Source organism: Variovorax sp. CF313 (assembly GCF_000282635.1).
In the GTDB taxonomy this organism is placed as follows: Bacteria; Pseudomonadota; Gammaproteobacteria; order Burkholderiales; family Burkholderiaceae_C; genus Variovorax.
Map to the genome: position 1 here is coordinate 20,136 of NZ_AKIW01000167.1, position 25,547 is coordinate 45,682.

General features: G+C 67.6%; 25 protein-coding genes. 14 read left to right on the plus strand and 11 right to left on the minus strand.

The annotated features are described in order from the left end of the window. Positions 1-26: 26 nt before the first annotated feature. A complete protein-coding gene (locus tag PMI12_RS26835; protein ID WP_007839037.1) occupies positions 27-986 on the minus strand; it encodes a Bug family tripartite tricarboxylate transporter substrate binding protein in 960 nt (319 codons plus the stop codon). A gap of 74 nt (positions 987-1,060) precedes the next feature. Next, a complete protein-coding gene (locus PMI12_RS26840; RefSeq protein WP_007839039.1) occupies positions 1,061-2,320 on the minus strand; it encodes a CaiB/BaiF CoA transferase family protein in 1,260 nt (419 codons plus the stop codon). A gap of 108 nt (positions 2,321-2,428) precedes the next feature. On the opposite strand from PMI12_RS26840, the gene PMI12_RS26845 reads away from it, so the two are divergent. Beyond that, positions 2,429-3,310, plus strand: a complete 882-nt coding sequence (locus PMI12_RS26845; RefSeq protein WP_007839041.1) for an SMP-30/gluconolactonase/LRE family protein — start codon at positions 2,429-2,431, stop codon at positions 3,308-3,310. A gap of 8 nt (positions 3,311-3,318) precedes the next feature. Here the strand turns inward: PMI12_RS26845 and PMI12_RS26850 are convergent, their stop codons facing one another. After that, a complete protein-coding gene (locus PMI12_RS26850) occupies positions 3,319-4,230 on the minus strand; it encodes a LysR family transcriptional regulator (protein WP_007839043.1) in 912 nt (303 codons plus the stop codon). Positions 4,231-4,329: 99 nt separating this feature from the next. Between PMI12_RS26850 and PMI12_RS26855 the strand changes: the two genes are divergently transcribed. The 10 genes from PMI12_RS26855 to PMI12_RS26900 are packed head-to-tail and all read left to right on the plus strand — an operon-like array spanning position 4,330 to position 14,584. Next, positions 4,330-5,421, plus strand: a complete 1,092-nt coding sequence (locus tag PMI12_RS26855) for an LLM class flavin-dependent oxidoreductase (protein WP_007839045.1) — start codon at positions 4,330-4,332, stop codon at positions 5,419-5,421. 37 nt (positions 5,422-5,458) lie between these two features. Further along, on the plus strand, positions 5,459-6,433 hold the full coding sequence (locus tag PMI12_RS26860; RefSeq protein WP_007839048.1) for a flavin reductase: 975 nt from the start codon (positions 5,459-5,461) through the stop codon (positions 6,431-6,433). Positions 6,434-6,489: 56 nt separating this feature from the next. After that, a complete protein-coding gene (locus PMI12_RS26865) occupies positions 6,490-7,692 on the plus strand; it encodes an acyl-CoA dehydrogenase family protein (RefSeq protein ID WP_007839049.1) in 1,203 nt (400 codons plus the stop codon). A gap of 9 nt (positions 7,693-7,701) precedes the next feature. After that, positions 7,702-8,832, plus strand: coding sequence for an acyl-CoA dehydrogenase family protein (locus tag PMI12_RS26870; RefSeq protein ID WP_007839051.1), 1,131 nt, complete (start codon positions 7,702-7,704; stop codon positions 8,830-8,832). Next, positions 8,829-9,590: an enoyl-CoA hydratase/isomerase family protein gene (locus tag PMI12_RS26875; RefSeq protein ID WP_007839063.1), complete on the plus strand. Its 762-nt coding sequence runs from the start codon at positions 8,829-8,831 to the stop codon at positions 9,588-9,590. Before PMI12_RS26870 ends, PMI12_RS26875 begins: the two co-directional genes overlap by 4 nt. Before the next feature lie 3 nt (positions 9,591-9,593). Continuing rightward, positions 9,594-11,726: an acetate--CoA ligase family protein gene (locus PMI12_RS26880; protein WP_007839065.1), complete on the plus strand. Its 2,133-nt coding sequence runs from the start codon at positions 9,594-9,596 to the stop codon at positions 11,724-11,726. After that, positions 11,723-12,487, plus strand: a complete 765-nt coding sequence (locus PMI12_RS26885) for an SDR family NAD(P)-dependent oxidoreductase (RefSeq protein ID WP_007839067.1) — start codon at positions 11,723-11,725, stop codon at positions 12,485-12,487. Before PMI12_RS26880 ends, PMI12_RS26885 begins: the two co-directional genes overlap by 4 nt. After that, positions 12,484-12,873, plus strand: coding sequence for a VOC family protein (locus PMI12_RS26890; RefSeq protein ID WP_007839069.1), 390 nt, complete (start codon positions 12,484-12,486; stop codon positions 12,871-12,873). Before PMI12_RS26885 ends, PMI12_RS26890 begins: the two co-directional genes overlap by 4 nt. Next, positions 12,870-13,421 (plus strand): nuclear transport factor 2 family protein, encoded by a 552-nt coding sequence (locus PMI12_RS26895; RefSeq protein WP_007839071.1) that lies wholly within the window; start codon positions 12,870-12,872, stop codon positions 13,419-13,421. Before PMI12_RS26890 ends, PMI12_RS26895 begins: the two co-directional genes overlap by 4 nt. Then, positions 13,418-14,584, plus strand: coding sequence for an acyl-CoA dehydrogenase family protein (locus tag PMI12_RS26900; protein WP_007839074.1), 1,167 nt, complete (start codon positions 13,418-13,420; stop codon positions 14,582-14,584). Before PMI12_RS26895 ends, PMI12_RS26900 begins: the two co-directional genes overlap by 4 nt. Before the next feature lie 8 nt (positions 14,585-14,592). Here the strand turns inward: PMI12_RS26900 and PMI12_RS26905 are convergent, their stop codons facing one another. From PMI12_RS26905 to PMI12_RS26915, 3 genes are all read right to left on the minus strand, one after another. Further along, complete coding sequence (locus PMI12_RS26905; protein ID WP_007839076.1) at positions 14,593-15,933, minus strand: MFS family transporter; 1,341 nt, start codon at positions 15,931-15,933, stop codon at positions 14,593-14,595. A gap of 149 nt (positions 15,934-16,082) precedes the next feature. Beyond that, positions 16,083-16,697 carry a response regulator transcription factor gene (locus PMI12_RS26910; protein WP_007839077.1) on the minus strand — a complete coding sequence of 205 codons (615 nt, stop codon included), beginning with the start codon at positions 16,695-16,697 and terminating at the stop codon, positions 16,083-16,085. Beyond that, positions 16,694-18,874 carry a sensor histidine kinase gene (locus PMI12_RS26915; RefSeq protein ID WP_007839078.1) on the minus strand — a complete coding sequence of 727 codons (2,181 nt, stop codon included), beginning with the start codon at positions 18,872-18,874 and terminating at the stop codon, positions 16,694-16,696. The genes PMI12_RS26910 and PMI12_RS26915 overlap by 4 nt, the downstream gene beginning before the upstream one ends. A 116-nt stretch (positions 18,875-18,990) precedes the next feature. Between PMI12_RS26915 and PMI12_RS26920 the strand changes: the two genes are divergently transcribed. The 3 genes from PMI12_RS26920 (at position 18,991) to PMI12_RS26930 (ending at position 21,209) form a co-directional block, all read left to right on the plus strand. Next, a complete protein-coding gene (locus tag PMI12_RS26920; protein ID WP_007839079.1) occupies positions 18,991-19,878 on the plus strand; it encodes a LysR family transcriptional regulator in 888 nt (295 codons plus the stop codon). A 142-nt stretch (positions 19,879-20,020) separates the two neighbouring features. Further along, entirely contained in the window at positions 20,021-20,431 is a 411-nt protein-coding gene (locus PMI12_RS26925; protein WP_337459824.1) for an NIPSNAP family protein, read from the plus strand. Positions 20,432-20,948: 517 nt separating this feature from the next. Next, positions 20,949-21,209: a DUF1488 family protein gene (locus PMI12_RS26930; RefSeq protein ID WP_007839081.1), complete on the plus strand. Its 261-nt coding sequence runs from the start codon at positions 20,949-20,951 to the stop codon at positions 21,207-21,209. A gap of 19 nt (positions 21,210-21,228) precedes the next feature. On the opposite strand, the gene PMI12_RS26935 is transcribed toward PMI12_RS26930, so the two are convergent. From PMI12_RS26935 to PMI12_RS26950, 5 genes are all read right to left on the minus strand, one after another. Further along, positions 21,229-21,936, minus strand: a complete 708-nt coding sequence (locus PMI12_RS26935) for a Crp/Fnr family transcriptional regulator (RefSeq protein ID WP_042674531.1) — start codon at positions 21,934-21,936, stop codon at positions 21,229-21,231. A gap of 114 nt (positions 21,937-22,050) precedes the next feature. Further along, the gene (locus PMI12_RS26940; protein ID WP_007839084.1) at positions 22,051-22,791 is read right to left on the minus strand and encodes a Crp/Fnr family transcriptional regulator; all 741 of its coding nucleotides are present in this window, start codon (positions 22,789-22,791) and stop codon (positions 22,051-22,053) included. Positions 22,792-23,035: 244 nt separating this feature from the next. Beyond that, on the minus strand, positions 23,036-24,133 hold the full coding sequence (locus PMI12_RS26945; protein ID WP_042674532.1) for an acetate/propionate family kinase: 1,098 nt from the start codon (positions 24,131-24,133) through the stop codon (positions 23,036-23,038). Between the two features lie 15 nt (positions 24,134-24,148). Continuing rightward, the gene (locus PMI12_RS28455; protein WP_081502714.1) at positions 24,149-24,382 is read right to left on the minus strand and encodes a hypothetical protein; all 234 of its coding nucleotides are present in this window, start codon (positions 24,380-24,382) and stop codon (positions 24,149-24,151) included. A gap of 36 nt (positions 24,383-24,418) precedes the next feature. Continuing rightward, the gene (locus PMI12_RS26950) at positions 24,419-25,543 is read right to left on the minus strand and encodes a sensor histidine kinase (protein ID WP_007839088.1); all 1,125 of its coding nucleotides are present in this window, start codon (positions 25,541-25,543) and stop codon (positions 24,419-24,421) included. Between the last annotated feature and the right edge of the window lie 4 nt (positions 25,544-25,547).

Below are 25,547 nucleotides of genomic sequence, written 5' to 3' on the forward strand. Positions count from 1 at the left end.
GACCCACGGCGCGCGTCGCGCTCCGCTCAGTGCGACTGCTTCGGCAGGTTCAGGCTCTTGAGCATCGGCACCCAGCGCTCGAACTCGGTCTGCACGAACTTCGCCAGCTCTTCAGGCGTGCCGCCGCGCGGCTCCATGCCCATGGCGCGCGCGCGGGTGACGAAGTCGGGCTGTGCGATCACCTCGTTCACGGCCTTGTTCAGGCGGCGGATCGAGTCACCCGGCGTGCCGGACGGCACCGAGAGCGAATACCACAGCACGGCCTCGAAGTCGTAGCCCTGCTCCTTGAAGGTCTGGGCGTCGGGCACCTGCGGCAGGCGCTGGCTGTCCATCACGCCCAGCACACGCAGCTTGCCGGCCTGGATCAGCGACAGCGAACCGGTGAGCGAGGTGCCGTGGATGTCTATGGTGTTGCTCAGCAGCGCCTGCACGGCCGGTGCGTCGCCGTTGAAGGGCACGTGCGTCGTGCTGAAGCCGTTGTTGCGCTCGAAGCTCAGCGGCGCAAGGTTGGTCAGGATGGCCTCGCCCGGCGAGCCGCGGTTGATCTTGCCGGGGTGGGCCTTGGCGTAGGCGACCATCTCCTTGATGTTCTTGTAGGGCAGGTCGATGCGGCCGACGATGATCGCGGGCTGGTAGCCGATCTGCGAAACGGGTGCGAAGTCTTTCTTCGGGTCGTAGGGCATCTTGTCGTACAGCACGGTGTTGTTGGCCAGCGTGCCGAGCGACGAGACCAGCACCGTGAGCCCGTCGGGGCGCGAGCGGGCCACGTAGTCGGCGGCGATGATGCCGCTGGCGCCGGGCTTGTTCTCCACGATGACCTGCGTGCCCTTCTTCGTGAGCTCGGAAGCCAGCAGGCGCACGTACTGGTCGGTGCCGCCGCCGGCCGCGAAGGGCACGACCAAGCGGATGGGTTGCTGCGCCTGCGCCGCGCCTGAAACCACGGCCAGCCCGAGCAACAGCGGGGCGATGAGTTTTCGATGAATCACTTTGTCTCCGATCTCTTTTAAGGGGTAAGTGGCTGCTGCCAGTCCCGTCGAGGCAGTCTATCGACGGGGTCGGGTCAAGGTGCTGCAGGGTGTGAAAAGCTGGTTTGTAGGTTGCGCACCGGCACGGGCGGGTTCGCCCCCTTGACGACGCCGGCTTCGCGCAGTGCCTCGATCTCGGCGGCGCCATAGCCCGCCTCGCGCAGCAGTTCCTCGGTGTGCGCGCCGTGTGCCGGCGCTGCCTGGGTCCGGCGGCGCGGCGTGTCGCACAGCTCGTAGGGCAGGCCGAAGCTGGCGTAGCCCGGCTCGCCGCCGTTGGGTGCGGCCTCGATGACCATGCGGCTGGCGCGGAAGTCCGCTCCCGCGAGCGCATCGGCATAGCTGCGCACCACGCCCACCACGATGTTGTTGCGCGTGAGCAGTTCGACGCACTCGCCGGTACCGTAGTGCGCGAGCCGCTCGCTCACGGCCGCCTTCATGGCTGGCCGGTTGGCCACGCGCAACTCGTTGGTGAGAAAGCGCGCCTCCGTCGCCAGCTCGGGGCAGCCGATGGTCTCGCACAGCCGCACCCAGTGCGCCTGCACGTAGGCCGAGATCACCACCATGCCGTCGCGCGTGCGGAAGATGTCGGCCGCCGGCGCACTCAGCGGCTGGCCGTCGCCGCTGCGCATGGGCTCCACGCCGCGCACCATGTAGTCGCTCCAGTTGGCCAGCTGCAGGTTCAGCGCCACCTCCAGCAGCGACACGCGGATGGTCTCGCCGCGGCCGGTGCGCTCGCGGCGGAACAGCGCGGCCAGGATGGCCTGCGTCGCCACCTGCACGCTGGCCGTGTCGATGATGGTGGCGCCCACCTTCTGCGGCAGGCCTTGCGGCTCGCCGGTCACGGACATGAGGCCGCTCTCGGCCTGCGCCGCGATGTCGTAGCCCGGCCGGTCGCGCGAAGGCGCATCGGCCGGGAAGCCGCTGATCGAGACGTGCACAAGGCCCGGGTGCGCCGCGCGCAGTGCCTCGGCGCCCAGGCCCAGCGCGTCGGCGGCGCCCGGGCGCAGGTTCTGCACCACCACGTCGGCACCGGCGATCAGGCGGCGCGCCACCTCCAGCCCGCGGGGCTGGCGCAGGTCGAGCGCAATCGACTTCTTGCTGCGGTTGTAGGCGCGCAGCATCGCGTGGCCGAAGTGCCCGGTGTGGCGCGCCATGTCGCCTTCCATCGATTCGATCTTCAGCATCTCGGCGCCGAGGTCGCCCAGCGACATCGCCGTGCCGGGGCCCGCGATGTAGTTGCCGAGCTCGACGACGCGAATGCCCTGCAGGGGCGGTGGAGCGGTGGGTTCGTTCATCGGCCGCACTCTAGGAGCGTGCGGGCGCCATGGGAGAGCACGGCGCGCAAAGCAGCTTTGCACGATGCGCCGCCGGCCCTGCGCGCTGCATTGCCACACTGCGGTCCCATGGATGCATGCACTGTTCGGGAACTCGGCACGACCCGGGACCTGCTGGGCGAAAGCCCCTGCTGGGATGCGCGCTCGGGCGCCGTCTGCTGGATCGATTCGCTCGCGGGCACGCTGCACCGCCACTGGCCCGGCGGCGGGGAATCGGAGCGGCACAGCCTCCCCGCGCCCGTCGGCTCGATTGCGTTGTGCGAAAGCGGCGCGGTGCTCGTGGCGCTGAAGCACGGCTTTGCGCACTACGACCTGAGCACGCGCACGCTCGAGGCCATCGCGCAGATCGGCACCGACCACCCGGACGTGCGCCTCAACGACGGCAAGTGCGACCCGTGGGGCAACTTCGTGGCGGGCACGCTGCACGTGCATCGCCAGCCCGGCGAGCCCATCGGCGGCGGGCTGTACCGGCTGCGGCCCGGTGGCGACGTCGAGTTGCTCGCGGACGGCTTCGCGCTGACCAATGGCCCCTGCTTCAGCCCGGACGGCCGAACCTTCTACGTGGCCGACAGCCCGCTGCGCACGATCTGGGCCTACGACTATTCACCGCACGGGCCGCTCGCCAACAAGCGCACCTTCGCGCAGACCGACAGCTTCGGCTCCGGACCCGACGGCGCGACCGTGGACGCGGAAGGCTTCGTGTGGAGCGTGCTGCCACGCGCCGGCAGGATGGCGCGCTTTGCGCCCGATGGCCGCGTGGACCGCGTCGTCGAACTGCCTGCGACGCACCCGACCAGCCTGTGCTTCGGAGGGGCCGGGCTCGAAAGGGCCTTCATCACCTCGATCTCGAAGAGCACCAACCTCTCGGGCGACCGCCCGCAGGACGGGGCGTTGTTTGAAGTGAGCGGATTGCCCGCCCCCGGCCTGCCGCCGCACCGCTTCAGCGGCTGAAACCTCCTTCAGGCGCCGTCGTTCTCGCGCAGCGCCTCGGCCATGAAGTCGACGAAGGCGCGCACCTTCAGCGGCAGCGTGCGGCTCTGGCGAAACACCGCGTAGACGCCGTTCGAGAACGCGCGCACCGCGAAGCGGTACTCGGGCAGCAGGCGCACCAGTGTGCCGTCCTGGATGCAGCCGCGCACCGTGGGCTCCGACAGCAGCGCGATGCCCATGCCGCCCATGGCGGCCAGCCGCAGCAGCTCGCCGTTGTTCGAGTTCAGCACGCCCTGGATCGCCAGCTCCTGCTGCACGCCCTGTTCGTCGATGTACTTCCAGGTGACCGCCTCGTGCTCGCGCTTGTAGGTGAGGCAGCGCACCTGCAGCAGGTCATTCGGGTGGCGGATGCGCTTGTGCACCTTCATGAAGGCGGGGCTTGCCACCAGCACCTCGTCGCTGCTGAGCAGCCGCTTGATGACGAAGTTGGAGTCGTTCGACTCGCCGGTGCGGATGTCGATGTCGAAGTCCTGCTCCACCAGGTTCACCGGGTGCTCCGACAGCTCCAGTTCGAGCCGGATGTCGGGGTGGCGCTGCGCGAAGCCCGGCAGCAGCGGCCCGATGACGCGCAGGCCGATCTGCGTGCGCGAGTGGATGCGCAGGCGCCCCTCGGGCAGCAGCTTCGAATTGCGCGCTGCTTCCTCGGCCCGCGCCATGGCCTCCAGTACCACCTCCGCATGTTCCAGGAAAGCCTGGCCCGCCTCGGTCACCTTGAGGTTGCGGCTGGTGCGGTCCACCAGCTGCACGCCCAGCTCTTCCTCCAGCGCGCTGATGCGCCGAGAGATGGTGGCGGGCGACAGGCTCAGGCTGCGGCCGGCCGCCGAGAGGCTGCCCTTCCTCTGGACGATGACGAAGATCCGCAGCGAATCGAGGGCCTTCATTTCAATAAGCGCAAAGAAGCTGTGCGAAGCATGGCGAGCCGGGCGGGGACCCCACTCCTACGATCAAGGCACGTAACCAAGCCCACAAGGAGACCAGCAATGGATTTCGGAATCTTCATATTGATGCAGCAGCGAAACAAGCACAAGACGTCGCACCAGATCCTGCGCGACGCGGTGGAACAGACGCGCCTGGCCGACGAGTTGGGCTTCGGTGCCGCGTGGTATGCCGAGCACCACTTCAGCAACTACGGCCTGTGCTCGTCGCCGCTGACCATGATCGCGCACTGCGCCGCGGTCACCCGCAACATCCGGCTGGGAACCGGCATTGTCGTCGCACCGCTGTACCAGCCCGCGCGCCTGATCGCCGACGTGGCCATGGTCGACCAGCTGTCCAACGGCCGGCTCAACCTGGGCATCGGTTCGGGCTACCAGCATTTCGAATTCGAGCGCTTCGGCGTTTCGCTGGAGACCGCCAAGGCGCGCACGCTGGAGATGCTCGACATGCTCGAGCTGGGCCTGAAGCAGCCCAAGTTCAGCTACGAAGGCGAGTTCTACCGGCAGCCCATGAGCGCCATCAGCCAGCGCGCGGTGCAGCAGCCGATGCCGCCGATGTGGATCACCAGCGTCGACCCGACCTTCGTGACCCGCGCGGTGCGCGGCAGCCACCATGTGTTCGTTTCCGGTGGCGACGGCGGCGTGGAGAAGCTGCGCCAGACCCGCAACCTGATCGACAAGGTCGCGCTCGCCGAAGGCAAGGACCCGGCCCAGGTGCAGGTCGGCGTGCTGCGCGCGGCCTATGCCAGCGACAACAAGGCGGAGGTCGAGCGCTACCTCGACTGCGCACGTTTCCAGCGCCGCATTGCCGTGAGCCTGAAGCGCCGCACCGCCCAGGTGGCCGACGACTACCAGGTCGAGGAGGGCATCGTCGAAGGCGAGGCCACGCTCGAGGAAATGCGCGCCAACCTGCCGGTGGGCTCGGTGGACCAGGTGATCGAGCGCGTGGTGAAGGAGATCCGCACGCTCAAGCCCTGCCACTACGCGTTCCAGACGCAGATGGGCGACTTCGACCACCCGACCATGCTGCGCCAGCTGGAGCTGTGGGCCAAGGTGATCATGCCCGCGGTGCAGCGCGAGATTGCCAACGACCCGCCGCACGTCGCGCAGGTCGTGCCCGAACTCGCTGCCGCCTGAAACGGCGCCGCCTGGTGACTCACCCGAGGGGAAAGCCATGACCCATGCCGTGTCCGATGCGATCCATGCCGATCCGGTGGCACCCGTCGCGCCGATCGAGCCGATGCTGTTCCGCCAGCTGCTCGGCTGCTTCCCGACCGGCGTGGCCGTCATCACGACGCGCGACGCGAACGGGCGGCCGGTCGGCCTGACCTGCAACTCGTTCAGTTCGGTGTCGCTGGAGCCGCCGCTGGTGCTGTTCAGCCTGCGCAAGGCCAGCAGCCTGGTGGGCGCGTTCAGCGAGGCCGAGGGCTTTGCCATCAACATCCTCTCGCAGAGCCAGGACGCGCTGTCGGGCCGCTTCGCCTCCAGCAAGATCGCCGACAAGTTCGAAGGCGTCGCCTGGCGCGCCGGCCCGCTGGGCATGCCGGTGATCGACGACTGCCTGGCCAGCTTCGAGTGCAGCGTGCACGCCTGCCACGAGGCGGGCGATCACCACATCTTCATCGGCGAGGTGAAGCACATGGGCGGCGGCGGCGCCGACCACGCGCTGGTGTTCTACAAGGGCGCCTACATGATGCTGGCGGAGTCGCTGCGCACGCTGGTGATCCAGGGGCGGCTGGGCTCGGCCGATCTCGACGAGGCCTACCGCACGCTGTACGGCACGCTGCTGCGCCTGGCCTGCGAACGCGCCAGCGAAGCCGAACTCGACGCGGTCGAGAAGGCCGTCGACGCCATCGAGCGCCACCAGCCCTGCGACACGCTCGCGCAGCGCATCGAATCGGCCAGCCGCTTCTTCTGCGCCATCGCGGACGCGGGGCACAACGAGGCGCTCATGCTGATGGCGCAGACCATGACCGCCATCCTGCGCGAACGCATGACGCATGTCGTTCCCGTGCTGCCGCGGCCCGACCTGTTCCCGCTGCGGCGCGAAGTGGCGCGATGCTTGCGCCGGCGCGATGCCGGCGGCGCCGTGGCCGCGCTCGACGAACTGATCACCAGGCTGCGCAAGGGCGCCCCCGCGGCCGCCTAGCACCGATTGGCGCGGCAAAGCGCCGCGCATGGACCACAGGACAGGAGACAACGAACATGTCGAACACCGACACCCCCGCCGCCACCGCTGCCAGCGGCGAGGCGCACGCCTACGCGGACTTCCGCCGCGAGCTCGAAGACTTCGCGCGCAGTGCGTGCCCCCCGGAGATCCGCGCCGTCGTGGCCGCGGGCCAGAAGATCACCAAGCGCGAATACCTCGGCTGGCAGAAGATCCTCACCGCCAGGGGCTGGGGCGCGCCCAGCTGGCCGCGCGAGCACGGCGGCACCGGCTGGGACATCATGCAGCGGCTGATCTTCGAGGAGGTGATGGCCGAGGCCGACTGCCCGCCGCTGTACCACCATGGCCTGGGCCACATCGGCCCCGTCATCATCCGCTTCGGCACGCCCGAGCAGAAGGCGCGCTTCCTGCCGCGCATCCTCGACGGCAGCGACTGGTGGTGCCAGGGCTACTCCGAGCCGGGCTCGGGCTCCGACCTGGCCTCGCTCAGCACCAGCGCGCGGCTGGACGGCGACGAGTACGTCATCAACGGCCAGAAGATCTGGACCTCGCACGCCCACGAAGCCAGCATGATCTACATGCTCGTGCGCACCTCGAAGGAGGCGAAGAAGCAGGACGGCATCTCGCTGGTCCTGGTGCCCATGGACACGCCCGGTATCACCGTGCGGCCGATCCACACCATCGACGGCTGGCACCACCTGAACGAAGTGTTCTTCGACGACGTGCGCGTGCGCGCCGACAACCTGATCGGCGAACCCGGCAAGGGTTGGACCTGCGCCAAGTTCCTGCTCGAGCGCGAGCGCCTGCCCCCGGCCAACGTGGCGCGGCTGGAGCTGGTGCGCCGGCAGGTCACGCAGCTGGTCGAACAGGCCGCCAAGGCTGCAGCGGGACGCCGCGATTTCGGCAGCCTGCGCTACCGCCTGCTGCTGGCCGAGGCCGACGTGAAGGGCGCGCGCGTGATGATGGCCCAGGCCACCGACGACCTGATCCACCAGCGCCCGCTGGGCGTGCAGCCCTCGGCCATCAAGATGACCTGCGCTGACGTGGCCCAGCGCCTGACCACGATCGCGCTCGACGCGGTCGGCCCCGACGCCGCGCACCGCTTCCTGGTGGCGCAGGGCGAGGGCGAGCCCGGTGCCGCCTGGGTGCAGAACTACCTGTTCACCCGCGCCCGCACGATTGCCGGCGGTACCTCGGAAGTGCAGCGCAACGTCGTTGCCAATGAATTGCTGGGAGCCTGAAAAGTGTCGATGTCATTCACCCCTTTGTTCCCCGGCATGCTGCTGGACGCCGCGGCGCGCTTCGCGCAGGACAACGAGACCACCAGGGACTTCGCCGGCACCGACCCCGTGCGCGAGATGGGCTGGACCTGCACGCTGGTGCCGGAGGAAGCCGGCGGCGTCGGCGGCACGCTGTCCGACCTGGCCTCCATCGTCGTCGGGCTCGCCACGCACGGCGTGCACCTGCCCGTGATCGAAACCTGCGCGGTCGCGCCGCTGCTGCTGCAAGCGGCCAACGCAGACACCTCCGCGCGCTGGCTCGAAGCGGTGTGCGAAGGCAGCGCGAAGATCGCGCCGCTGACCTCGCTTTCGGCCTCGCTCGACGAGGTCGCCCTGACGGCGAAGCAGCTGGACATCGGCTACGCGTTGACCGACGAGGTGAAGGGCGTGGACGTGTCGCTGGCGGCCACGCACCACCTGGTGCCCGCGCTGCTGCAGGGCAGCGGCGAAACGGCGCTCTTCCTGGTCGACCACGAACACATGCCCGCGCCCAGCGCCACCTACCGCACCATGGAAGGCCGGCGCAGCGCCGACTTCAGGCTCGACGGCCTGACGGTGCCGGCGGTGGCGTGCATCGCACGCGGTGCCGCGGTGGACTCGGCCATCGAGCAAGCCGACAACGCAGCGCTGCTGCTCACCGCGGCGGATACCGTCGCCGCGCTCGCCACGCTGATCGAGCAGACCGTGAAGCATCTGCAGGAGCGCCGCCAGTTCGGCGTGGCGCTGGCGTCGTTCCAGGTGCTGCGGCACCGCACGGCGGACATGTATGTGCGCTATCTCTGCGCCAAGGGCCTGCTGATGCACGCCTTCCAGGAACACGAACGCGGCGCCGCCGACCTGCGCCGCACGCTGCGCCTGATGAAAGTCGCGCTGGCCGAGACGGCACGGCTGTGCGCCGAAGGCGCGATCCAGATGCATGGCGGCATGGGCGTCAGCGAAGAGGTGCTGGCCACCCGCATGGCGCAGCGCCTGCTCGCCTCCGAGTTCCGCTACGGCGACCGCATGGCGCATGCGTCGCGGTTGCTGTATTCCCCGACCGAAGCCGCCGCTGCCGATGCGGCGGCCTGCGGCATGTCCCACGTTGCCAGGAGTTCGTCATGAGCGTCAGTCTTGAAGTTTCCGAGTTCGTCGCCGTCGTGCGGCTGGACAAGCCGCCCGTCAATGCGCTGAGCCGCGACACTCGCCACCGCCTGATCCAGGTGTTCGACGAGATCTCCGAGCGCGACGACATCCGCGTGGCCATCCTCACCGGCACCGGCAAGTTCTTCTGCTCCGGTGCCGACCTGAAGGACCGCCCCTCGGCCGACAAGCCCGGCGACTTCCTCGACCACAACCGCTGGACCCGTGAGACCGGCAACGCCATTCGCGAATGCGCCAAGCCCGTCATCGCGGCCGTCAACGGCCCGGCACTGGGCGCGGGCTTCGGCCTGATGGCCGCGTGCGACATCTTCCTGGCCTCCGACGATGCGAGCTTCGCGATGCCCGAGATCAACGTGGGCCTCGCCGGCGGAGTCTCGATGCTGCGGACCATGTTCGGGCGCTCGTTCACGCGCCACATGTTCTTCACCGGCATGCGCGTGCCGGCCGCCGAGCTGTACCGCCGCGGCGTGCTCGACGAGGTGGTTCCGGCGGAAGAGCTCATGCCCGCCGCCATGCGCCTCGCGCAGGAGATGGCCTCCAAGAGCCCGATCGCACTGGCCTATGCCAAGCAGGCCGCCAACATGATGGACGTGATGCCGCAGCGCGACGGCTACCGCTTCGAGCAGAACATCACCATGGCGCTGTCGCGCACCGAGGATGCCAAGGAAGCGCGCCAGGCCTTCCTGGAAAAGCGCCCGCCCGTGTTCAAGGGGCGCTGAGCGATGGCGACAGTCGAAGTCGAAGTGGGCAAGGGGCTGGAGGCACTCTTCAAGCCGCGCTCGATCGCGATCTTCGGAGCGTCGGACGACGTGACCAAGATCGGCGGGCGGCCGCTGCAGTTCCTGCAGAAGTACGGCTACCGCGGTGCGATCTATCCGGTCAACCGCAAAGGCGGCACGGTGCAGTCGCTGCCCGCCTATGCGAACGTTGCCGAGCTGCCGTCGGTGCCCGACCTGGCCGTGATGGCGGTGCCGCCCGATGCGGTGCTCGAAGCGGTGAAAGACTGCGCCGCGCGCGGCGTGCGCGCGGCCGTCATCCTGTCTTCGGGCTTCTCGGAGATGGGCGAAGAGGGCAGCCGCCTGCAGGCGGCCATCGGCGAAGTCGCCAGGGCATCGGGCATGCGCGTGGTGGGGCCGAACTGCCTGGGCTCCATCGGCGTGGCGGACAGGAGCATCGCCACCTTTTCGGTGGCGCTGGAGTCGTCGTTCCCGACGGCGGGCCCGGTGGGCATCGTGTCGCAGAGCGGCAACCTCGGCAGCTACACGATGCGCCTGGCCGTCGAGCGCGGCATCGGCATCAGCCGCCTGCTGACCACGGGCAACGAATGCGACGTCGATATTGCCGACGGCATCGCCTCGCTGGCGACCGACCCGGCCACCTCGGTCATCCTGTGCTGCATGGAAACCTGCCGCAATGCGGCCAAGCTGGTGCGCGCACTGGCCATGGCGCGCGAGGCAGGCAAGCCGGTCGTGGTGCTGAAGGTGGGCGTGTCGTCGGCCGGCAGCGAAGCGGCGGCCTCGCACACCGGTGCGCTCGCCGGTTCGGACGCGGTGTTCGACGTGGTGCTGCGCAATGCCGGCGCCATTCGCGTGCCCAGCATCGAGCAGCTGCTCGAAGTGGGCCATGCTGTGTCGGTGGTCGGCACGGCGCGTGCGCCGAAGGGGCCGCGCGTGGCGCTGGTCACGGCATCGGGCGGCTTCGGCGTGCTGATGGCCGACGCCGCCAGCGCACAGGGGCTGGAACTGCCGAAGCTCTCCGCGGCCACGCAGGAACGCATCGTGGCCGCGCTGCCCTACGCATCGCCGGGCAATCCCGTCGACATGACGGCGCAGGTGTCGAGCCGGCCCGAGCTGCTGGTGCAGGTGCTGTCGGCGGTGGCGGAAGATGCGAGCTGCGACGCGGTGATCCTGCAGTCGGCGTACGCCTTCCAGATGCCGCGGCTGCGCGACGTCTACCTCGCGGCGCTGGAGCAGGTGCGCCGTGCGCATCCGTCGCGGCTCGTCCTGCTGTGCTGCAAGGCGCCGCCCGACACCATGGCGCAGCTGAACGAGATGGGCTTTCCGACAGTGGAGACCATCGATGCGGCGTGTGCCACGCTGGCGGCACTGGTGCGCCTCGGCACACGTGGCGAACAGGCCGAGGTGGCGGTCGCGTCGCGGTCGGCCGAAGCGCTTCCGGCCGAAGCCTTCGCCAACGAGGCCAGTGCCAAGGCCGTGCTCGCGCAGGCCGGCATCCCGGTGCTGAAGGAAGTCACGGCCGGCGGCCGGGACGAGGCACTGGCCGCGGCGCGCGACATCGGTTTTCCGGTGGTGCTGAAGATCGTCTCGCCCGACATCCCGCACAAGACCGAGGTTGGCGGCGTGGTGACCAACGTGCGCTCCGAGGCGCAGCTGCGCGACGAATACGACAGCCTGCTGGCGCGCGTCGCGCAGAAGGCGCCGCAGGCGCGCATCGCCGGCGTGCTGGTGGCACAGATGGCACAGGGCGGCACCGAGCTGATCCTCGGCACCATGAAGGACCCGGTCTTCGGCCCGGTCGTGATTGTGGGCCTGGGCGGCATCTATGCCGAGGTGCTGCGCGACGTGGCGCTGCAGGTGGCGCCGGTGACCGAGGCACAGGCCATGCAGATGCTTCGCTCCCTCAAGGCCTTTGCGCTGTTCGATGGCGCACGCGGCCGGCCGAAGGCCGACGTAGCGGCCGCGGCGCGCGCCGTGGCGGCGCTGTCGCGGTTCGCCGTACGGCATGCGCGCAGCGTCGCCGAGATCGACATCAACCCGCTGGTGGTCCTCGATCACGGGCACGGTGCCTTCGCGCTCGATGCGCTGCTGGTGCCGGAAACGAAAGACAAGCCATGAATGCATCACAGTCCCTCGAAGGCCGCGTGGCCTTCATCAGCGGCGCGGGCCACGGCATCGGCCGAGCCACCGCGCTGGCCTTCGCCCGGCTGGGCGCGACGGTCGGCGTGAACGACCTCAAGGCCGAGTTCGTGGAAGACACCGTCGCGGAGATCCGCCGCCTCGGCGGCAAGGCCGTGGCGGTGCCGCAGGACGTCTCGAGCCGCGAAGGCATGCGCCTGGCGGTGCAGCGCCTGGCCGGCGAGGCGGGCCGGCTCGACGTGATGGTCAACAACGCGGCCTGGGTGCGCTACCAGGCGCTGATGGAAATCACGCCCGAGGTGATGGACCGCATGGTCGACATCGGCTTCAAGTCGGTGATCTGGGGCATCCAGGCCGCGGCCGAGGCGATGGACCCGGAACGCGGCGGCGCCATCATCAACGTGGCCTCCATCGCCGGCTTCAAGTCGCCCGCGCGATCGGTGGTCTACAGCGGCCTGAAGGCCGGCGTGCTCGGCATCACCCGCGCCGCGGCGGCCGACCTGGGCGCGCGCCGCATCCGCGTGAACGCCGTGGCGCCCGGCGCGGTGCCCACCGAAGGCACGGCCAAGCACCGCAACGCCGAGCTCGACGCCAGGCGCATCGCGCGCACGCCGCTGGGCCGGCTCGGCACCGTGGAAGACATTGCGGACGCCATCTGCTTCCTGGCCGGCGACGGCTCGCGCTTCGTCAACGCGGAGGTGATCCGACTGGACGGCGGCGCATCGGAGACCTCGCTGTGAGCGCCGAGGACATTTCTCCCCAGCGCCTGCAGAACGTGTACGTGGTGGCGCAACGCCCGGCCGAGCTGCATGCCTTCTACGAATCGGCACTGGGGCTGAAGCTCAAGTTCCGCGACAAGGACCGCTGGTTCCAGTACGGCGTGGGCAACACCAGCGTGGCGCTGGCCTGTGCCGAAGAGGCCGCGCCGGCGACCTCCGGCGTGGTGATGGTGTTCGAGGTGAGCGACTTCGCCGGTGCGCAGGAGCGCATCACCGGCGCAGGCGGCGAGGTGATCGGCACGCGCGACATGGGCGCGCACGGCGCGGTGATGTCGCTGCGCGACCCGGAAGGCAACGTGGTGCAGTTGTTCAAACGCGCCGCGGCGCCAGCGGCCCCGGCGGCATGAACCCGCGCGCACCGCTGCAGGCGCTGCTCGATCGCGAGGCGATCCGCGAGTGCCTCTACCGCTACTGCCGCGGCATCGACCGCGTCGACGAAGAGGCCCTGCGCTCGGCCTACTGGGAAGACGCCACCGACTGCCATGGCGCCTGGAACGGCAGCGCCGACGGCTTCATCGCGCAGGCGCTGCAGCGGTTGCGCCAGGGCGGGCGGCGCGTGCACCAGGTGAACAACATCGCGATCGAGCTGCATGGCGACGTGGCTGCGGTGGAGAGCGGCTTCTTCGCACTGCAGGCCCCTGCCGATGCGCCCGCGAAGCGCACCCTGCTGTGCGGACGCTACCTCGACCGCTTCGAGCGCCGCCACGGCGAATGGCGCATCGCCGCGCGCACGGTGGTGTACGACTGGATCGAGGAGCGCGAACGGCCCGAGCTCACACGCAGCGACGCCGTCCTGTTCGGCGCGCGCCAGCCGGCCGGCTGCGCGGCGCCCAACGACATGCTTTATGCGCTGTTGCGGGATGTGCGCGCGGCGGACAACGAGGCGAAACCATGATCAGGGACCGCGAGAAATTCCAGGCCATGCTCGCCGAGGTGCGCCGGTTCATCCATGGCGAATGCCTGCCGCTGGAGGAGCAGGTCGACCGTGACGACCTGATTCCCGAACCGGTCGTCCAGCGCATGCGCGAGATCGGACTGTTCGGCCACAGCATCCCCGAGGCTTTCGGCGGCGCCGGCCTGACCACCGAGGAACTGACGCTGGTGAACCTCGAGGTGTCGCAGGTCGCGACTGCATTCCGTGCGCGCTTCGGAGGCAACACCGGCATCGCATCGGAGTCGCTCGTGGTCGACGGCACGCCCGAGCAGCAGCGCCGTTACCTGCCGCGGCTGGCCAGCGGCGAGCTGACCGGCTGCTTCGCGCTCACCGAGCCCGAGGCCGGATCGGACGCCACGGCGCAGAAGACGGTGGCGGTGCGCGACGGCGACAGCTTCGTCATCACCGGGCAGAAATGCTTCATCACCAACGCGCCGATTGCGAACCTGTTCACCGTGTTCGCCCGGACCGACCCGAACGCGAAGGGCGCGGCCGGCATCAGCGCCTTCCTGGTCGAGCGCGGCGCGCCCGGCCTGTCGACCTCGCAGCCCTACCGCAAGATGGGCCAGCACGGCTCGCCGGTGGGCGAGATCAGGCTGGAAGGTGTGCGCGTGCCGGCCTCGGCCATCGTCGGCGGCGTCGAAGGGCAGGGCTTTCGCACGGCGATGAAAACGCTGAACAAGCAGCGCATCAATCTCGCCGCGCTGTGCATCGGCCCTGCGATCCGGCTGGTGGAGGAAATGGCGCGGCAGGCGCAGTCGCGCCGGCAGTTCGGGCAGCCCATCGGCGACTTCCAGCTGGTGCAGCAGATGATTGCCGAGAGCAACACCGAGGTGCATGCGGCACGCGCGCTGGTGCTGGAGGCGGCGCGCAAGAGGGACGAGGGCATCGACGTGACGATGGAAGCGTCGATGTGCAAGCTGTTCGCCTCCGAGATGTGCGGCCGCGTCGCCGACCGGGCCGTGCAGGTCTTCGGCGGCAGCGGCTTCATCGCCGGCAACGTGGCCGAGCGCTTCTACCGCGATGTTCGGCTGTTCCGCCTCTACGAGGGAACAAGCCAGATCCACCTCGTCAACATCGCGAAGCGGACCCTGGCGCTGGCCGCGCAGGGCGCCGCCCGCTGAAGCACTGTTTACTTGTCGTGGTGCAGGTACGTCGCCTGCTTCGGCAGCAGCAGGCTCACCAGGAACACCACGCCCATCATCGCCGTCACGTACCAGTAGAAGTACGACTCGTGCCCGATCGACTTCAGCCCCAGCGCCACGTACTCCGCGCTGCCTCCGAAGATCGCGTTGCCGACCGCGTAGGACAGCCCCACGCCCAGCGCGCGGATCTCGGGCGGGAACATCTCGGCCTTTACGATGCCGCTGATCGAGGTGTAGAAGCTCACCACCGCCAGCGCGAGCGTGATGAGCACGCCCGCCGCCAGCGGACTGCCGACGCTCTGCAGGTTGCTCAGCACCGGCACCGTCATCAGCGCACCCAGTGCCCCGAACAGCAGCATGTTGTTGCGCCGGCCGATGCGGTCGGACAGCGCGCCGAACACCGGCTGCATGCACATGTAGATGAACAGGCAGGCCGTCATCACGTTGCTGGCGGTCTTGATCGACATGCCCGCCGAATTCACCAGGTACTTCTGCATGTAGGTGGTGAAGGTGTAGAAGATCAGCGAGCCGCCGGCCGTGTAGCCCAGCACCACGAAGAAGGCGCGCTTGTGGTTCGTGAACAGCTCGCGCATGGTGCCGGCGCCCTTGGCGGCGCGGGTCTTGGTGCTGGCGGTCTCTGTCAGCGTGCGGCGCAGCATGAGGGCCACCACGGCAGCCACGGCGCCGAGCACGAACGGAATGCGCCAGCCCCAGCTCTTGAGCTCGGCCTCGTCGAGCACCTGCTGCAGCACCACGACCACCACCACGGCCAGCAGCTGGCCGCCGATCAGCGTGACGTACTGGAACGACGAGAAGAAGCCGCGCTGGCCGCGCATGGCCACTTCGCTCATGTAGGTGGCGGTGGTGCCGTATTCGCCGCCGACCGACAGGCCCTGCAGCAGCCGCGCGGCCAGCAGCAACGCGGGCGCGGCGGCGCCGATCTGCGCGTAGGTGGGCAGGCAGGCGATGACCAGAGAGCCCACGCACATCATGACGACCGAAGTGACCATCGATGTCTTGCGGCCCTTGCGGTCGGCCAGGCGGCCGAACAGCCAGCCGCCGATAGGGCGCATCAGGAAGCCGGCGGCGAACACGCCGGCGGTGTTCAGCAGCTGCACGGTCGGGTCCGACTTGGGGAAGAAGGCCGGCGCGAAGTAGATGGCGCAGAAGGCGTAGACGTAGAAGTCGAACCATTCCACCAGGTTGCCGGACGAGGCGGCGAAGATGGCGAAGATGCGCTTGCGCTTTTCTTCGAAGGTATACGGCGTGTTGTTGGCGGTCGCGTCCGGGCCGGAGGCGCCGACGCTCGCACTGGCGATGTTGGTCATGGAAAGGTGTCCTTGTCTCTGGCTGCGGCCCGCCGCAAAGCCGCGCGAGACCGTACCGGCAAGTCTGTCCGGCCGCCGGCGCGCTGTCGTCCGTAGCCGCCCGCCGTGCGGCTACGTATCGGTACGCAAGGGTAAATACCTAGAAAGGACTACAGCCCGTGTTCCCGCAGGAACCGGTCGAGCTGGTGGCTGTTCGCGAGCCCCAGCTTGGCGAACACGTGGGCGCGGTGCGTTTCCACCGTGCGCTGCTCCAGCGGCGCGAGTTCCAGGGCGATCTGCTTGTTGGGCTTGCCCTCGGCCACCAGCCGGGCGACCTGCATCTCGCGCGGCGTGAGCTTGTCCCACAGCGCCTGCGCGGCCTGGCGGGCCTGCCGGCGCACGGCGATCTCGCCGGCGCGCTGCAGGGCCCGGGCGATGCTGTCGAGCAGGCGCTCGTCGTTGCAGGGCTTCTCGAGCCAGCCGAAGGCGCCGTTCTGCACCGCCTCGACGGCCATCGGAATGTCGCCGTGGCCGGACAGGAAGATCACGACCAGCGGGCTGTCCTGCGCGCGCAATGCATCGAACACCTGCAGCCCGCTCACGCCCTCCATGCGCAGGTCGAGGATCACGCAGCCTGCGCGCTGCAGGTCGGCGCCGGCCAGGAAGGCCTCGCCCGAGGCAAAGGTCTGCACCGCGTAGCCGCGCGACAGCAGCAGGAGGCCCAGCGAGCGGCGCACGGCCTCGTCGTCGTCCACCACGCACAGGTTGTTGGCAAGAGCGTTCATGGGGGTGAGATCTCCAGCTCGAGGGTGAAAACCGTGCCACCGCCGTCCCGGTTGGCAAAGGACAGCCGGCCGCGATGGGCCTCGACAATGGTGCGGCAGATGTTCAGGCCCAGCCCCAGTCCGCCGGTCTTGGTGGTGAAGAAGGGCGCGAACACCTGCTCGGCCAGCGCTGCATCGATGCCCGGCCCGCGGTCGGCCACGCGGATGTGCATGCGTCCTGCCAGCACCTCGGCCTCGACCTCCACGAGCCGCTGTTCCGGCGGCGTGGCCTGCATCGCCTGCAAGCTGTTGGACAGCAGGTTCAGCAACACCTGCTCGAGCAGCACGCGGTCGCCGCGCACCTCGGGCAGCCCCGCCGGTATGCGGACTTCGGCACGCGCCTGCCGCATCCGCATCTCGCCCTGCAGCAGCGCCAGCGCGTTCGCCACCAGCGCCGCCACCGCGCAGTCCTCGGTGCCCACGGTGCGCTGGCGCACGAAGCCGCGGATGCGCCGCACGATCTCGGCGCTGCGCTGGGCCTGCGCCATGGTCTCGTCGAGGCTGCTGACCAGCAGCTGCTGGTTGCCCTGTTCCGCGAAGGCCTTGGCCGCGCTCGCAAAATTGCTCAGCGCCATCAGCGGCTGGTTCAGCTCGTGGGCCAGCGTGGAGGCCATCTCGCCGAGGCTGGCCAGGCGTTGGGCGTGCTGCAGCTGCTCGTCGTTCTGGCGCTGGCGCAGCTCGGCGCGCTTCTGCTCGGTGATGTCCACCACCGAGCTCATCCAGCCGCTGTGCTGGCCGTCGGCGTCGATCAGCGCGGCGGTGTAGACCATGGTGATCACGTCGTGCCCGTCGCGGTGCCGCAGGCGCGACTCGAAGCCCGAGCGCGCGGGCTGGCCGCTCATCATGGCGTCGTACTGGCGCCAGTGCTGCGCCACGTCGTCGGGGTGCCAGTAGGGGTAGGGCGGCAGCTTGCCGAGCAGTTCGTCGGCGTCGTAGCCGGTCATCTCGCAGAAGGCCGGGTTGACGTAGATGATGCGGCCCTCCAGGTCGCGTGCGCGCATGCCCACCAGCAGCGAGTCTTCCATCGCCTTGCGGAACGCGTGGGCCTCGTCGAGCTCGTGGGTGCGCTCGCGCACGCGCAGCTCCAGGTCGCGCCGTGCATCGCGCTGCTCGGCGAAGCGGCGTTCGCGCAGCTGCCAGTACAGGCCGCCCAGCAGCAGCACGCCGGCGCACAGCAGGCCCAGCATCCAGGTGCGCTCGCGTGCGCGGGTGACTTCGGCGTGGTCGGCCATCACCGTCAGCGTCCAGCCCAGGTCGGGCAGCGGCTCGTCCACTGCGAGGAAGCGGCGCGGCTGGCCGCCGATGTCGGTGCGCACGAGGTAGCCGGGCTCGCCTTCGCCACGCTCCACCTTCCACGGCAGTGCCGCGAAGCTGGTGCGCGCGCCGTACTGCTGGTCGCGCTGCATGCCGTCGAGTTCCGCTGCGCCCAGCGCGCGCGTGGCCTTGTACATCCACGGCGGCACCGAGCTCAGGAACACGATGCCGCGCGCGTCGGTCAGCAGGATCGGGTCGCGCGAGAAGGTCCAGGCTTCCTGCAGCTGGCGCAGGCTGACCTTCACCGTCACCACGCCCAGCACGGCGCCGCCGTCGGGCCGCACCGGCGCGGAGATGAAGAGCCCCGGCTCGCCGGTGGTCTGGCCCACGCCGTAGAACAGGCCGTTGCGCCCCGCGCGCGCGTCGCGGAAGTAGGGGCGGTTGGCATACGACTCGCCGACGAAGCTCTGCGGCGTTGCCCAGTTGCTGGCCGCCAGCGTAAGGCCCTGCAGGTCGATGAGGTAGAGCGCGTCGGAGCCCGCCTGCCGGTTCACCTCCTCGATATAGCGGTTGGCGCGCTGCTTCACGGCCGCGTCCTGGGGATGGGCCAGCGCGGCCAGCACGTCCGGATGCAGGCTCGCGGTGAATGGCAGGTAGCTGTACTTGCCGGCGGCGTCGCGCAGGCCCAGCACATGGACTTCCATGGCGCGGCGGATCGAGTCGGCCTGGAAGTTCGCCTCGCGCCTCGCGGCCCACTGGCCCGCCACGCCGATCAGCAGCAGTGCCAGTACGCCCGCGGCGATCCAGCCGGCCAGCGCGCGGTGGCGCGGGCGGGGAGGGGAGGGCGGAGGTGTTTCGGGCGTGATTGGCAGCGGGGGCGGCATGGACGGCACGGGGGATGGGGCCGATCGGCGCGGCCGGGGGATTTTGCCCTCATCCTTGCGCCTGTGCCCGCCCTCGCGGGCGCGACAATGCCAGCCTCCCAGATCGACCCGAACCCATGAGACCCGACCTCGATTCGCTGGCGCTTTTCCTGCGTGCCATTGAGCACGGCAGCCTGTCGAAGGCCGCCGCCGAGAGCCACATGGTGCTGTCGGCCGCGAGCCGCCGCCTGTCCATTCTCGAAGGCCACCTGGGCGTCGCGCTGCTCAACCGCACCTCGAAAGGCGTGACGCCCACCGGCGCCGGCGAGTCGCTCGCCATGCATGCGCGCCAGATCCTGCGCGACGTCGATCGCATGCGCGCCGACCTGTCCGACTACGCACAAGGCGCCACCGGCCGCGTGCGGCTGCATGCCAACGCGTCCGCCATGGGCCAGTTCCTGCCCGACGACGTGGCGAGCTTCCGCCAGCGCTACCCGGAGATCCGTGTGAGCGTGGAGGAGCACCGCAGCGTGTACATCGTGCAGGCCATTCGCGACCGGCAGGCTGACGTGGGCGTCATCACCAGCGAGGCGGCCGACCCGGCGCTCAACTTCATTCCCTACCGCACCGATCGGCTGGTTGCCATCGTGCGGCAGAAGCATCCGTGGCGCGGGCGCGAGGTGTCGTTCGAGGAACTGCTCGATTTCGATTTCGTGGGTCTCGAAGACGATTCCGCCATCTCCCGCACGATGGAAGACGCCGCCATGAGTGCGCGCAAGGTGCTGCGCCTGCGCGTGCGGGTGAAGAGCTTCGAGGCCGTGTGCCGGATGATCGAAGCGGGCATGGGCGTGGGCATCCTGCCAGAGGGTGCCGCTGTGACCTACCGCAAGGAGATGAAGCTGCGCTTCATCAATCTCACCGATGCGTGGGCTTCACGACGGATGTACCTGTGCACGCGGCAGGAGGCGTTGAGCTTTCCGCAGCGCCGGTTGGTCGATCACTTGCTGGCGCGCGGGATGCCGTAGGGCTCGTGCTCGGGTTCGTTCGGGGCGCGGGTGCCTTGCTCCGCGAATGCATTTGTTGGCGAGAAGGCGCGACGCGGAATGCCTGAGGCTGGCGGTTAGCGGTTGGGGCAGACCGCCGGCAGATCATCTCCTTTGACGGCGGATGGACCTCTGGCAGCACAATGTGAGTTTGGCGGTCACGCCCGCCGCCTCGTCAACTTGCAACATTTTTTCAGGACTGATGTCGATGATCTACGAACTACGCGTCTATACCGCAATGCCTGGCCGGCTGCCCGACGTTCTTGCCAGATTTCGCGATCACACCGCGGGCATCTGGAACCGGCTGGGAATTCGTCAACTCGGATATTGGACGACTGCAGTCGGACCTGACAGCAACGCGCTTACCTACATGCTTGTCTGGGAGAGCCTGGCCGATCGTGAAGTCAAGTGGGGAAAGTTTGTCGTCGATCCCGAATGGGTCGAGGTCAGAAAGGCGAGCGAGGCAGCCGGACCGATTGTTGCGAAGATGGACAACTCGTTCTTGGCGCCCACCTCTTTCTCGCCTGCGAAATAGTCTCTTCCGCGGCGGACGACACAGTTGGCTGGGACGCGGTATCAACGCCCAATGCCTCTTCAGTCTGTCCTGGAGTGCTAACGACCGGGTCCGCGCACCACCAACGCGTTGGCTGCCGTCGCCAGGGTTGGTTGGGCTGACAGGAATGGCTGCATGGAGCCGACCGAGACCGCCGACATCGGTATTCGCGCGGTTCTTGAAGCGCGTCAAACGAACTGTAGAGCGCGGTTCGTTTGCTGAGGTTGCTCAGGATGTTTTCGCACCGTGCGCTGGCGCACAGACCGAAGGCCAAGGCCACACCATGATCGGGTTGACGGCCATCCGGCGCTGGTAGAGGAAGCTTAAGCACCCGCCCATCAAGAGCGGAGCCTCGATGCAGGAGGGCCGTCACCTCGATGGAGTTCGCGGCAAAGAGCCAAGCGCGTAGACCTGTGTGGCGACCAAACACCCGATATCGCACAGACACGAAACGCCAGACCTGCGATAGTGCGCAGCCGCCTCAAAGAAAGATCTCGAAATGTCTGACGCTCCGTACTTTCATGATGCTTCAGGCTCCGTCCGCTTCTGGGTGGACATGGAAGGCACCCAGTTCGTGAGTGCCAGCATCGGGAGGGAAGCACTGCGTTATCACTTTCGCACGACCGAGAACGCCGACCCGCTTGAAACGTTCAGCCACCATGTCGAAGAGATCGAAGCTGCGGTGCGGCGTCGTCTCTCACAGGGGGCAATGGAGCCGGTGATGCTGCGGGAGAACGATCTTCATGTTCCTGCCCTATGAATTGCAGGAAGGCGACCTGTCATGAGATCAACCGCGCGTAGTTGCGCTGGTTGGCCCGATAGCAATCGCACGCCGCACTTTCCAGTCCCCGGCGATCCGTGATCGTGATGGCGCCACGTCGGTAGTCAATCAGTCGACGCTCGTGCAGCGCGGTCGCGGCATTGGTGATGCCGACCCGACGCACCCCCAGCATGCGGCCCAGCACTTCATGAGTCAGTGCAAGGTGTGTGGAGTGCGCGCAATCCTGGGTCGTCAATAACCAGCGCGCCAGGCGCTCCTCGATCAGATGGAAGCGGTTGCACAGGCCCGAGCGACCCAGTTCCATCAGCAGCACACAGACGTAGCGGTTGAGAACACGCCTGAGCATCGTGTTGTGCTCCAGTTCCTGAGCAAAGGACTGCGCTGTCAGGCGCCAGGCCAGACCGCCGCCCTGAACGAACGCCCGCAACGGCGCGCTCTGAACACCCAACGACAGTTCGTAGCCCAAGGCGCCCTCGTTGCCCACCAAGCCTGTTTGCAGGCCGTCGTGGCCGTCTGCCGTGGAAACCAGTGAAACAAAGGCGCTCGTGGGAAAGTGGATGTGGCGGATGGAATCGCCCGGCTCATAGAGCGTCTGGGACGCCGCCAATGCCACGTTCTCGCATTTTTCGAGTAGACACGCCCTGACCATCGGCGGAAGCACTTCGAGCAGACGGTTGTGAATGGGGCGGGTCGGATGGGATGTCACAGAGCCCCTGTTGAGAGGAGCCAGCGCGAAAATGCGTGACCTGCCGCATTGTTGCCGATGCGATGGCTCACGTCTGTGCGGCGGCGCACCGAGCCTGACCGTCGCCGCGGCGAATCAGCTTGCCACTTGGCGAGGAAGCAGCCGATCCGTTTCGCGCTTCACGACCTCATAGCATTCACAAACCTGCTGTTCCAGGCCCGGGCGGTCGAGCACCGTAATGTGACCTCGCGCGTACTTGATCAGGTTCAGACGCTGCAATTTGCCCGCCGCCTCCGTCACGCCTTCGCGTCTCACGCCGAGCATGTTGGCGATCAGTTCCTGAGTCATGACCAGTTCATTGCCCGGCAATCTGTCCAGGCTCAACAATAGCCAGCGGCACAGCTGCTGCTCGAGCGAATGATGCCGATTGCACACCGCCGTTTGCGACATCTGGGTGATGAGCGATTGGGTGTAGCGCAGCAAGAGGTGAAGCAACGGCCCCCCCTTTTCCGTCAGCTCCTGAATGTGGGTGGCGCTTAGCCTGAAGGCGTTGCCTGCACTTTGCACCACGGCACGATTGGGCGTGCTACCTCCGCCCATCAAGAGCGATACGCCAACCATGCCTTCGAAGCCGACGACCGCGATCTCAGCGGACTGCCCGTTCTCCAGCACGTACAGCAGGGAGACGATGCAATCGATGGGGAAGAAAACGTGTCGCTGCACTACCCCCGACTCGTAGAGCACCTCCCCAAGACGCAGCGGCACCGGCTCGAGGAACGGCTCCATTCGGGCCATCACTTCAAGAGGGATGGCATCCAGCAGTTCGTTGCGTGCGGCGGCCCGGTGCAACGAAGACGAACGAGGAGGCAATGCCATGAGGAAGTCTGCTTCCAAATCTTCATGATTCTGCGACTGAAATCCGGCGTCTGTGCGCCGGCGTACCAACTGCCGAGACATTTTTTGGTGAGGCTGCGTGCGCCAGCGAACAGTCAGGGACTCACTTTCTGGCTGGCGGGGTCCCATAACTTCGCTTTGGAGAGCAACCTAAAGTGCACCATGAACCCCACGGGAAACCGATGCCGAGAACTTGGCGTGCACGGGGCGCGTTCAAGTGGGCGGGTCACGGGGCGGCTCCGGTGGTTTGATAAAGGGACAGAACTTGGCAGGCCTCGTCGGCGATCACCTGCTCTTCGTCGGTGTGCATGACGAACACGGCGACCTGACTGGCTGCGGGATCGGGCGCCACGCCGAGCCAGGCGAGGTGGTGACACACGGCGTTGCGCACAGCCGGCTGGTTCTCTCCGATGCCGGCGGTGAAAACGAGCGCATCGAGCCCGCCGAGCGTGGTGGCGATGGCGGCCACTTCGCGCGCGATCCGCAGTGCATACAACGCCAGCGCTTCGCGAGCTTCGGGCGCGTCGCTCGTGAGCAGTTTGCGCACGTCGCCCGAAACGCCGGAGAGACCTAGTAAGCCCGAGCGGTGATAAAGCATGTCTTCGACCGTGTCGATCGACTGACCCGGTTGCTTGAGCAGATAAAGCAGCGCGCCGGGGTCGAGCGCGCCGCTGCGGGTAGCCATCGGGATGCCGTCGAGCGTGGAGAAGCCCATGCTGGTCTCGCGGCTGGTGCCATGCAGCAAGCCGCACAGGCTGGCGCCACTGCCCAGGTGCGCGACCACCACGCGGCCCGCGGCAATCCCGGGGTGCTGCTGGCGCAGTTGCGACGCGATGAATTTGTACGACAGGCCATGAAAGCCGTAGCGCTTGATGCCTTGGTCGAACAGCACGCGCGGGAGCGCGTAGCGGCGCGATGCAGCGCTCTGGCTGCGGTGGAAGGCCGTGTCGAACGAGGCCGACTGCGGCAGCGCCGGTGCGGCGTGCCGCACCGCATGGATCAGTCGCAGGCTTTGCAGCTGGTGCAGCGGCGCGAGCGGCGCCAGTGCCTCGATAGCGACGAGCGTGTCCTCCGCAATCGCCACCGGGCCGCTGAACTCGTCCCCGCCGTGCACGACGCGGTGACCCGCCGCGACGAGTCGTGCGCCCGGCGCCGCATCGTTCACCCAATCCAGGGCATTCGCGATCACGCTGGACAAGGCATCGAGTGTTGCATCGACCGTGCGGCGGGCGAGGGCGCGTGTCGCGCCGGCATCGATCACGAACAGCCCGAGCTTGATCGACGAAGACCCGGGGTTGAAGGTGAGCATCACATCGCCTGTCATGCGACCATCATGCGTTCATTTCCGCTGCGAGCGAGATTTTTCATCAGCGATAGCCAAGGCACCATTTCGTGTGATCGTGCGAACATGCACTGATTCGCGTATAGATGTCTTTGCTTTGCCCTGCAACTCCAGAGTCATCTCAATCAGGCCGTCGGCAGCCAGCCGCTTCGCTGCTGAAACATCCGCCGACAAAGTGAGCCACCGAGGTGGTGCCATGCGGCCGATCCGCATCAGCAATTGGATGTCCATGATGAGTCCTTGGGATTGGGAGAAACTAGATGCTTGTCATTCGAGGACGTGCAGGGGCAAGCGAATGGTGAAAACGCAACCGGTTCCCGGCACATCTCGAGCTGTCAAGGTGCCGAGGTCAGCCTCAACGCTTCGGCGTGCGATGGACAGGCCCAAGCCAAGGCCGGATTTGTCATGACTGTGTTGATTGAAGGGCTCAAACATCCTGGAAGCGCTTCCGGGCGGAAGTCCTCCGCAGTGGTCTTCGACGTCAATCGATACATGCTCGTCGAGTGCATGAGCTCTTAAGGCAATGATGGTGTGCGGGTGCGTGAACTTGAACGCGTTTTGCAAGAGATTCGCCAGGGCGGCAAGCAGCAGCTCGCGATTGCCACGGATGGCCAGCAGAGGATCGACAGAGCTCACCTCGAAGGGGCAGCGTGCGGCTCCGGCGACGAGCTGCGCGGCGGTTTCGGCATCTTTGATGAACGTGGCGACGGAAAACGTCTGGCGCTGTTCCGGCATGTTGACGCGCACCTCGGCGAGCGTCCGATCGATCAGGGTGACCATCGACGAAAGGCTGCGCTTCAATACGCTCCCCGTGGCACCTCCCAATGTCATGCTGCCGAGTTCGAGGGCATGGATGGCAAGAGTCGCCGTGCCCAGACAGTTGCGCAACTCGTGAGCGAGGAAACCGACACGCTCGGTTGAGTCAAGGCTCTGCTGGCGGGCGATCTGCGTATCGCGCTGGGAGCTGAACTCCGTGACGGCATCGGCAATGGCGTTGTCCAAGCATCGATTCAATGTGCGGAACTCCCCGACGGCAAAGGGAGCATCGCGCTCGAAGGCCATGTCCGTGATCGCTTGGCAAAGGTCGCCATAGTCGTGGACGACTTGATCTACCGTGTACCCCAGTTCGAGCAGCTCCTTGCCGTGGGCCGTGGCGGCTACCCCCATCTCCGACAAGGTCTGCGAATCTCCGCCTGAAGGTCCCGAAATTCTGATGCTGTCCGCCGGTTTGTCATCTTCTTCCGCGGCAAACGTTTGGATCAATTGATCAAGGAACAGCGGAATGCCGTTGGCCAACTGCTGTTCAGTTGCTGCGCGTCTGGGCCTTCGCGCAACTTTTGACTTGCACCGGGAGATCAGTTCATCGCGGTTGTTGGTCAAGAAGTTACGCATGCTC

Bases quoted from the DNA above. Each gene is read 5' to 3' on its own strand.
- PMI12_RS26840 (WP_007839039.1), bottom strand. From the start codon at position 2,320: ATGAACGAACCCACCGCTCCACCGCCCCTGCAGGGCATTCGCGTCGTC.
- PMI12_RS26845 (WP_007839041.1), top strand. From the start codon at position 2,429: ATGGATGCATGCACTGTTCGGGAACTCGGCACGACCCGGGACCTGCTG.
- PMI12_RS26850 (WP_007839043.1), bottom strand. From the start codon at position 4,230: ATGAAGGCCCTCGATTCGCTGCGGATCTTCGTCATCGTCCAGAGGAAG.
- PMI12_RS26855 (WP_007839045.1), top strand. From the start codon at position 4,330: ATGGATTTCGGAATCTTCATATTGATGCAGCAGCGAAACAAGCACAAG.
- PMI12_RS26860 (WP_007839048.1), top strand. From the start codon at position 5,459: ATGACCCATGCCGTGTCCGATGCGATCCATGCCGATCCGGTGGCACCC.
- PMI12_RS26865 (WP_007839049.1), top strand. From the start codon at position 6,490: ATGTCGAACACCGACACCCCCGCCGCCACCGCTGCCAGCGGCGAGGCG.
- PMI12_RS26870 (WP_007839051.1), top strand. From the start codon at position 7,702: ATGTCATTCACCCCTTTGTTCCCCGGCATGCTGCTGGACGCCGCGGCG.
- PMI12_RS26875 (WP_007839063.1), top strand. From the start codon at position 8,829: ATGAGCGTCAGTCTTGAAGTTTCCGAGTTCGTCGCCGTCGTGCGGCTG.
- PMI12_RS26880 (WP_007839065.1), top strand. From the start codon at position 9,594: ATGGCGACAGTCGAAGTCGAAGTGGGCAAGGGGCTGGAGGCACTCTTC.
- PMI12_RS26885 (WP_007839067.1), top strand. From the start codon at position 11,723: ATGAATGCATCACAGTCCCTCGAAGGCCGCGTGGCCTTCATCAGCGGC.
- PMI12_RS26895 (WP_007839071.1), top strand. From the start codon at position 12,870: ATGAACCCGCGCGCACCGCTGCAGGCGCTGCTCGATCGCGAGGCGATC.
- PMI12_RS26900 (WP_007839074.1), top strand. From the start codon at position 13,418: ATGATCAGGGACCGCGAGAAATTCCAGGCCATGCTCGCCGAGGTGCGC.
- PMI12_RS26905 (WP_007839076.1), bottom strand. From the start codon at position 15,933: ATGACCAACATCGCCAGTGCGAGCGTCGGCGCCTCCGGCCCGGACGCG.
- PMI12_RS26910 (WP_007839077.1), bottom strand. From the start codon at position 16,697: ATGAACGCTCTTGCCAACAACCTGTGCGTGGTGGACGACGACGAGGCC.
- PMI12_RS26915 (WP_007839078.1), bottom strand. From the start codon at position 18,874: ATGCCGCCCCCGCTGCCAATCACGCCCGAAACACCTCCGCCCTCCCCT.
- PMI12_RS26920 (WP_007839079.1), top strand. From the start codon at position 18,991: ATGAGACCCGACCTCGATTCGCTGGCGCTTTTCCTGCGTGCCATTGAG.
- PMI12_RS26925 (WP_337459824.1), top strand. From the start codon at position 20,021: ATGGACCTCTGGCAGCACAATGTGAGTTTGGCGGTCACGCCCGCCGCC.
- PMI12_RS26930 (WP_007839081.1), top strand. From the start codon at position 20,949: ATGTCTGACGCTCCGTACTTTCATGATGCTTCAGGCTCCGTCCGCTTC.
- PMI12_RS26940 (WP_007839084.1), bottom strand. From the start codon at position 22,791: ATGGCATTGCCTCCTCGTTCGTCTTCGTTGCACCGGGCCGCCGCACGC.
- PMI12_RS26945 (WP_042674532.1), bottom strand. From the start codon at position 24,133: ATGACAGGCGATGTGATGCTCACCTTCAACCCCGGGTCTTCGTCGATC.
- PMI12_RS28455 (WP_081502714.1), bottom strand. From the start codon at position 24,382: ATGGACATCCAATTGCTGATGCGGATCGGCCGCATGGCACCACCTCGG.
- PMI12_RS26950 (WP_007839088.1), bottom strand. From the start codon at position 25,543: ATGCGTAACTTCTTGACCAACAACCGCGATGAACTGATCTCCCGGTGC.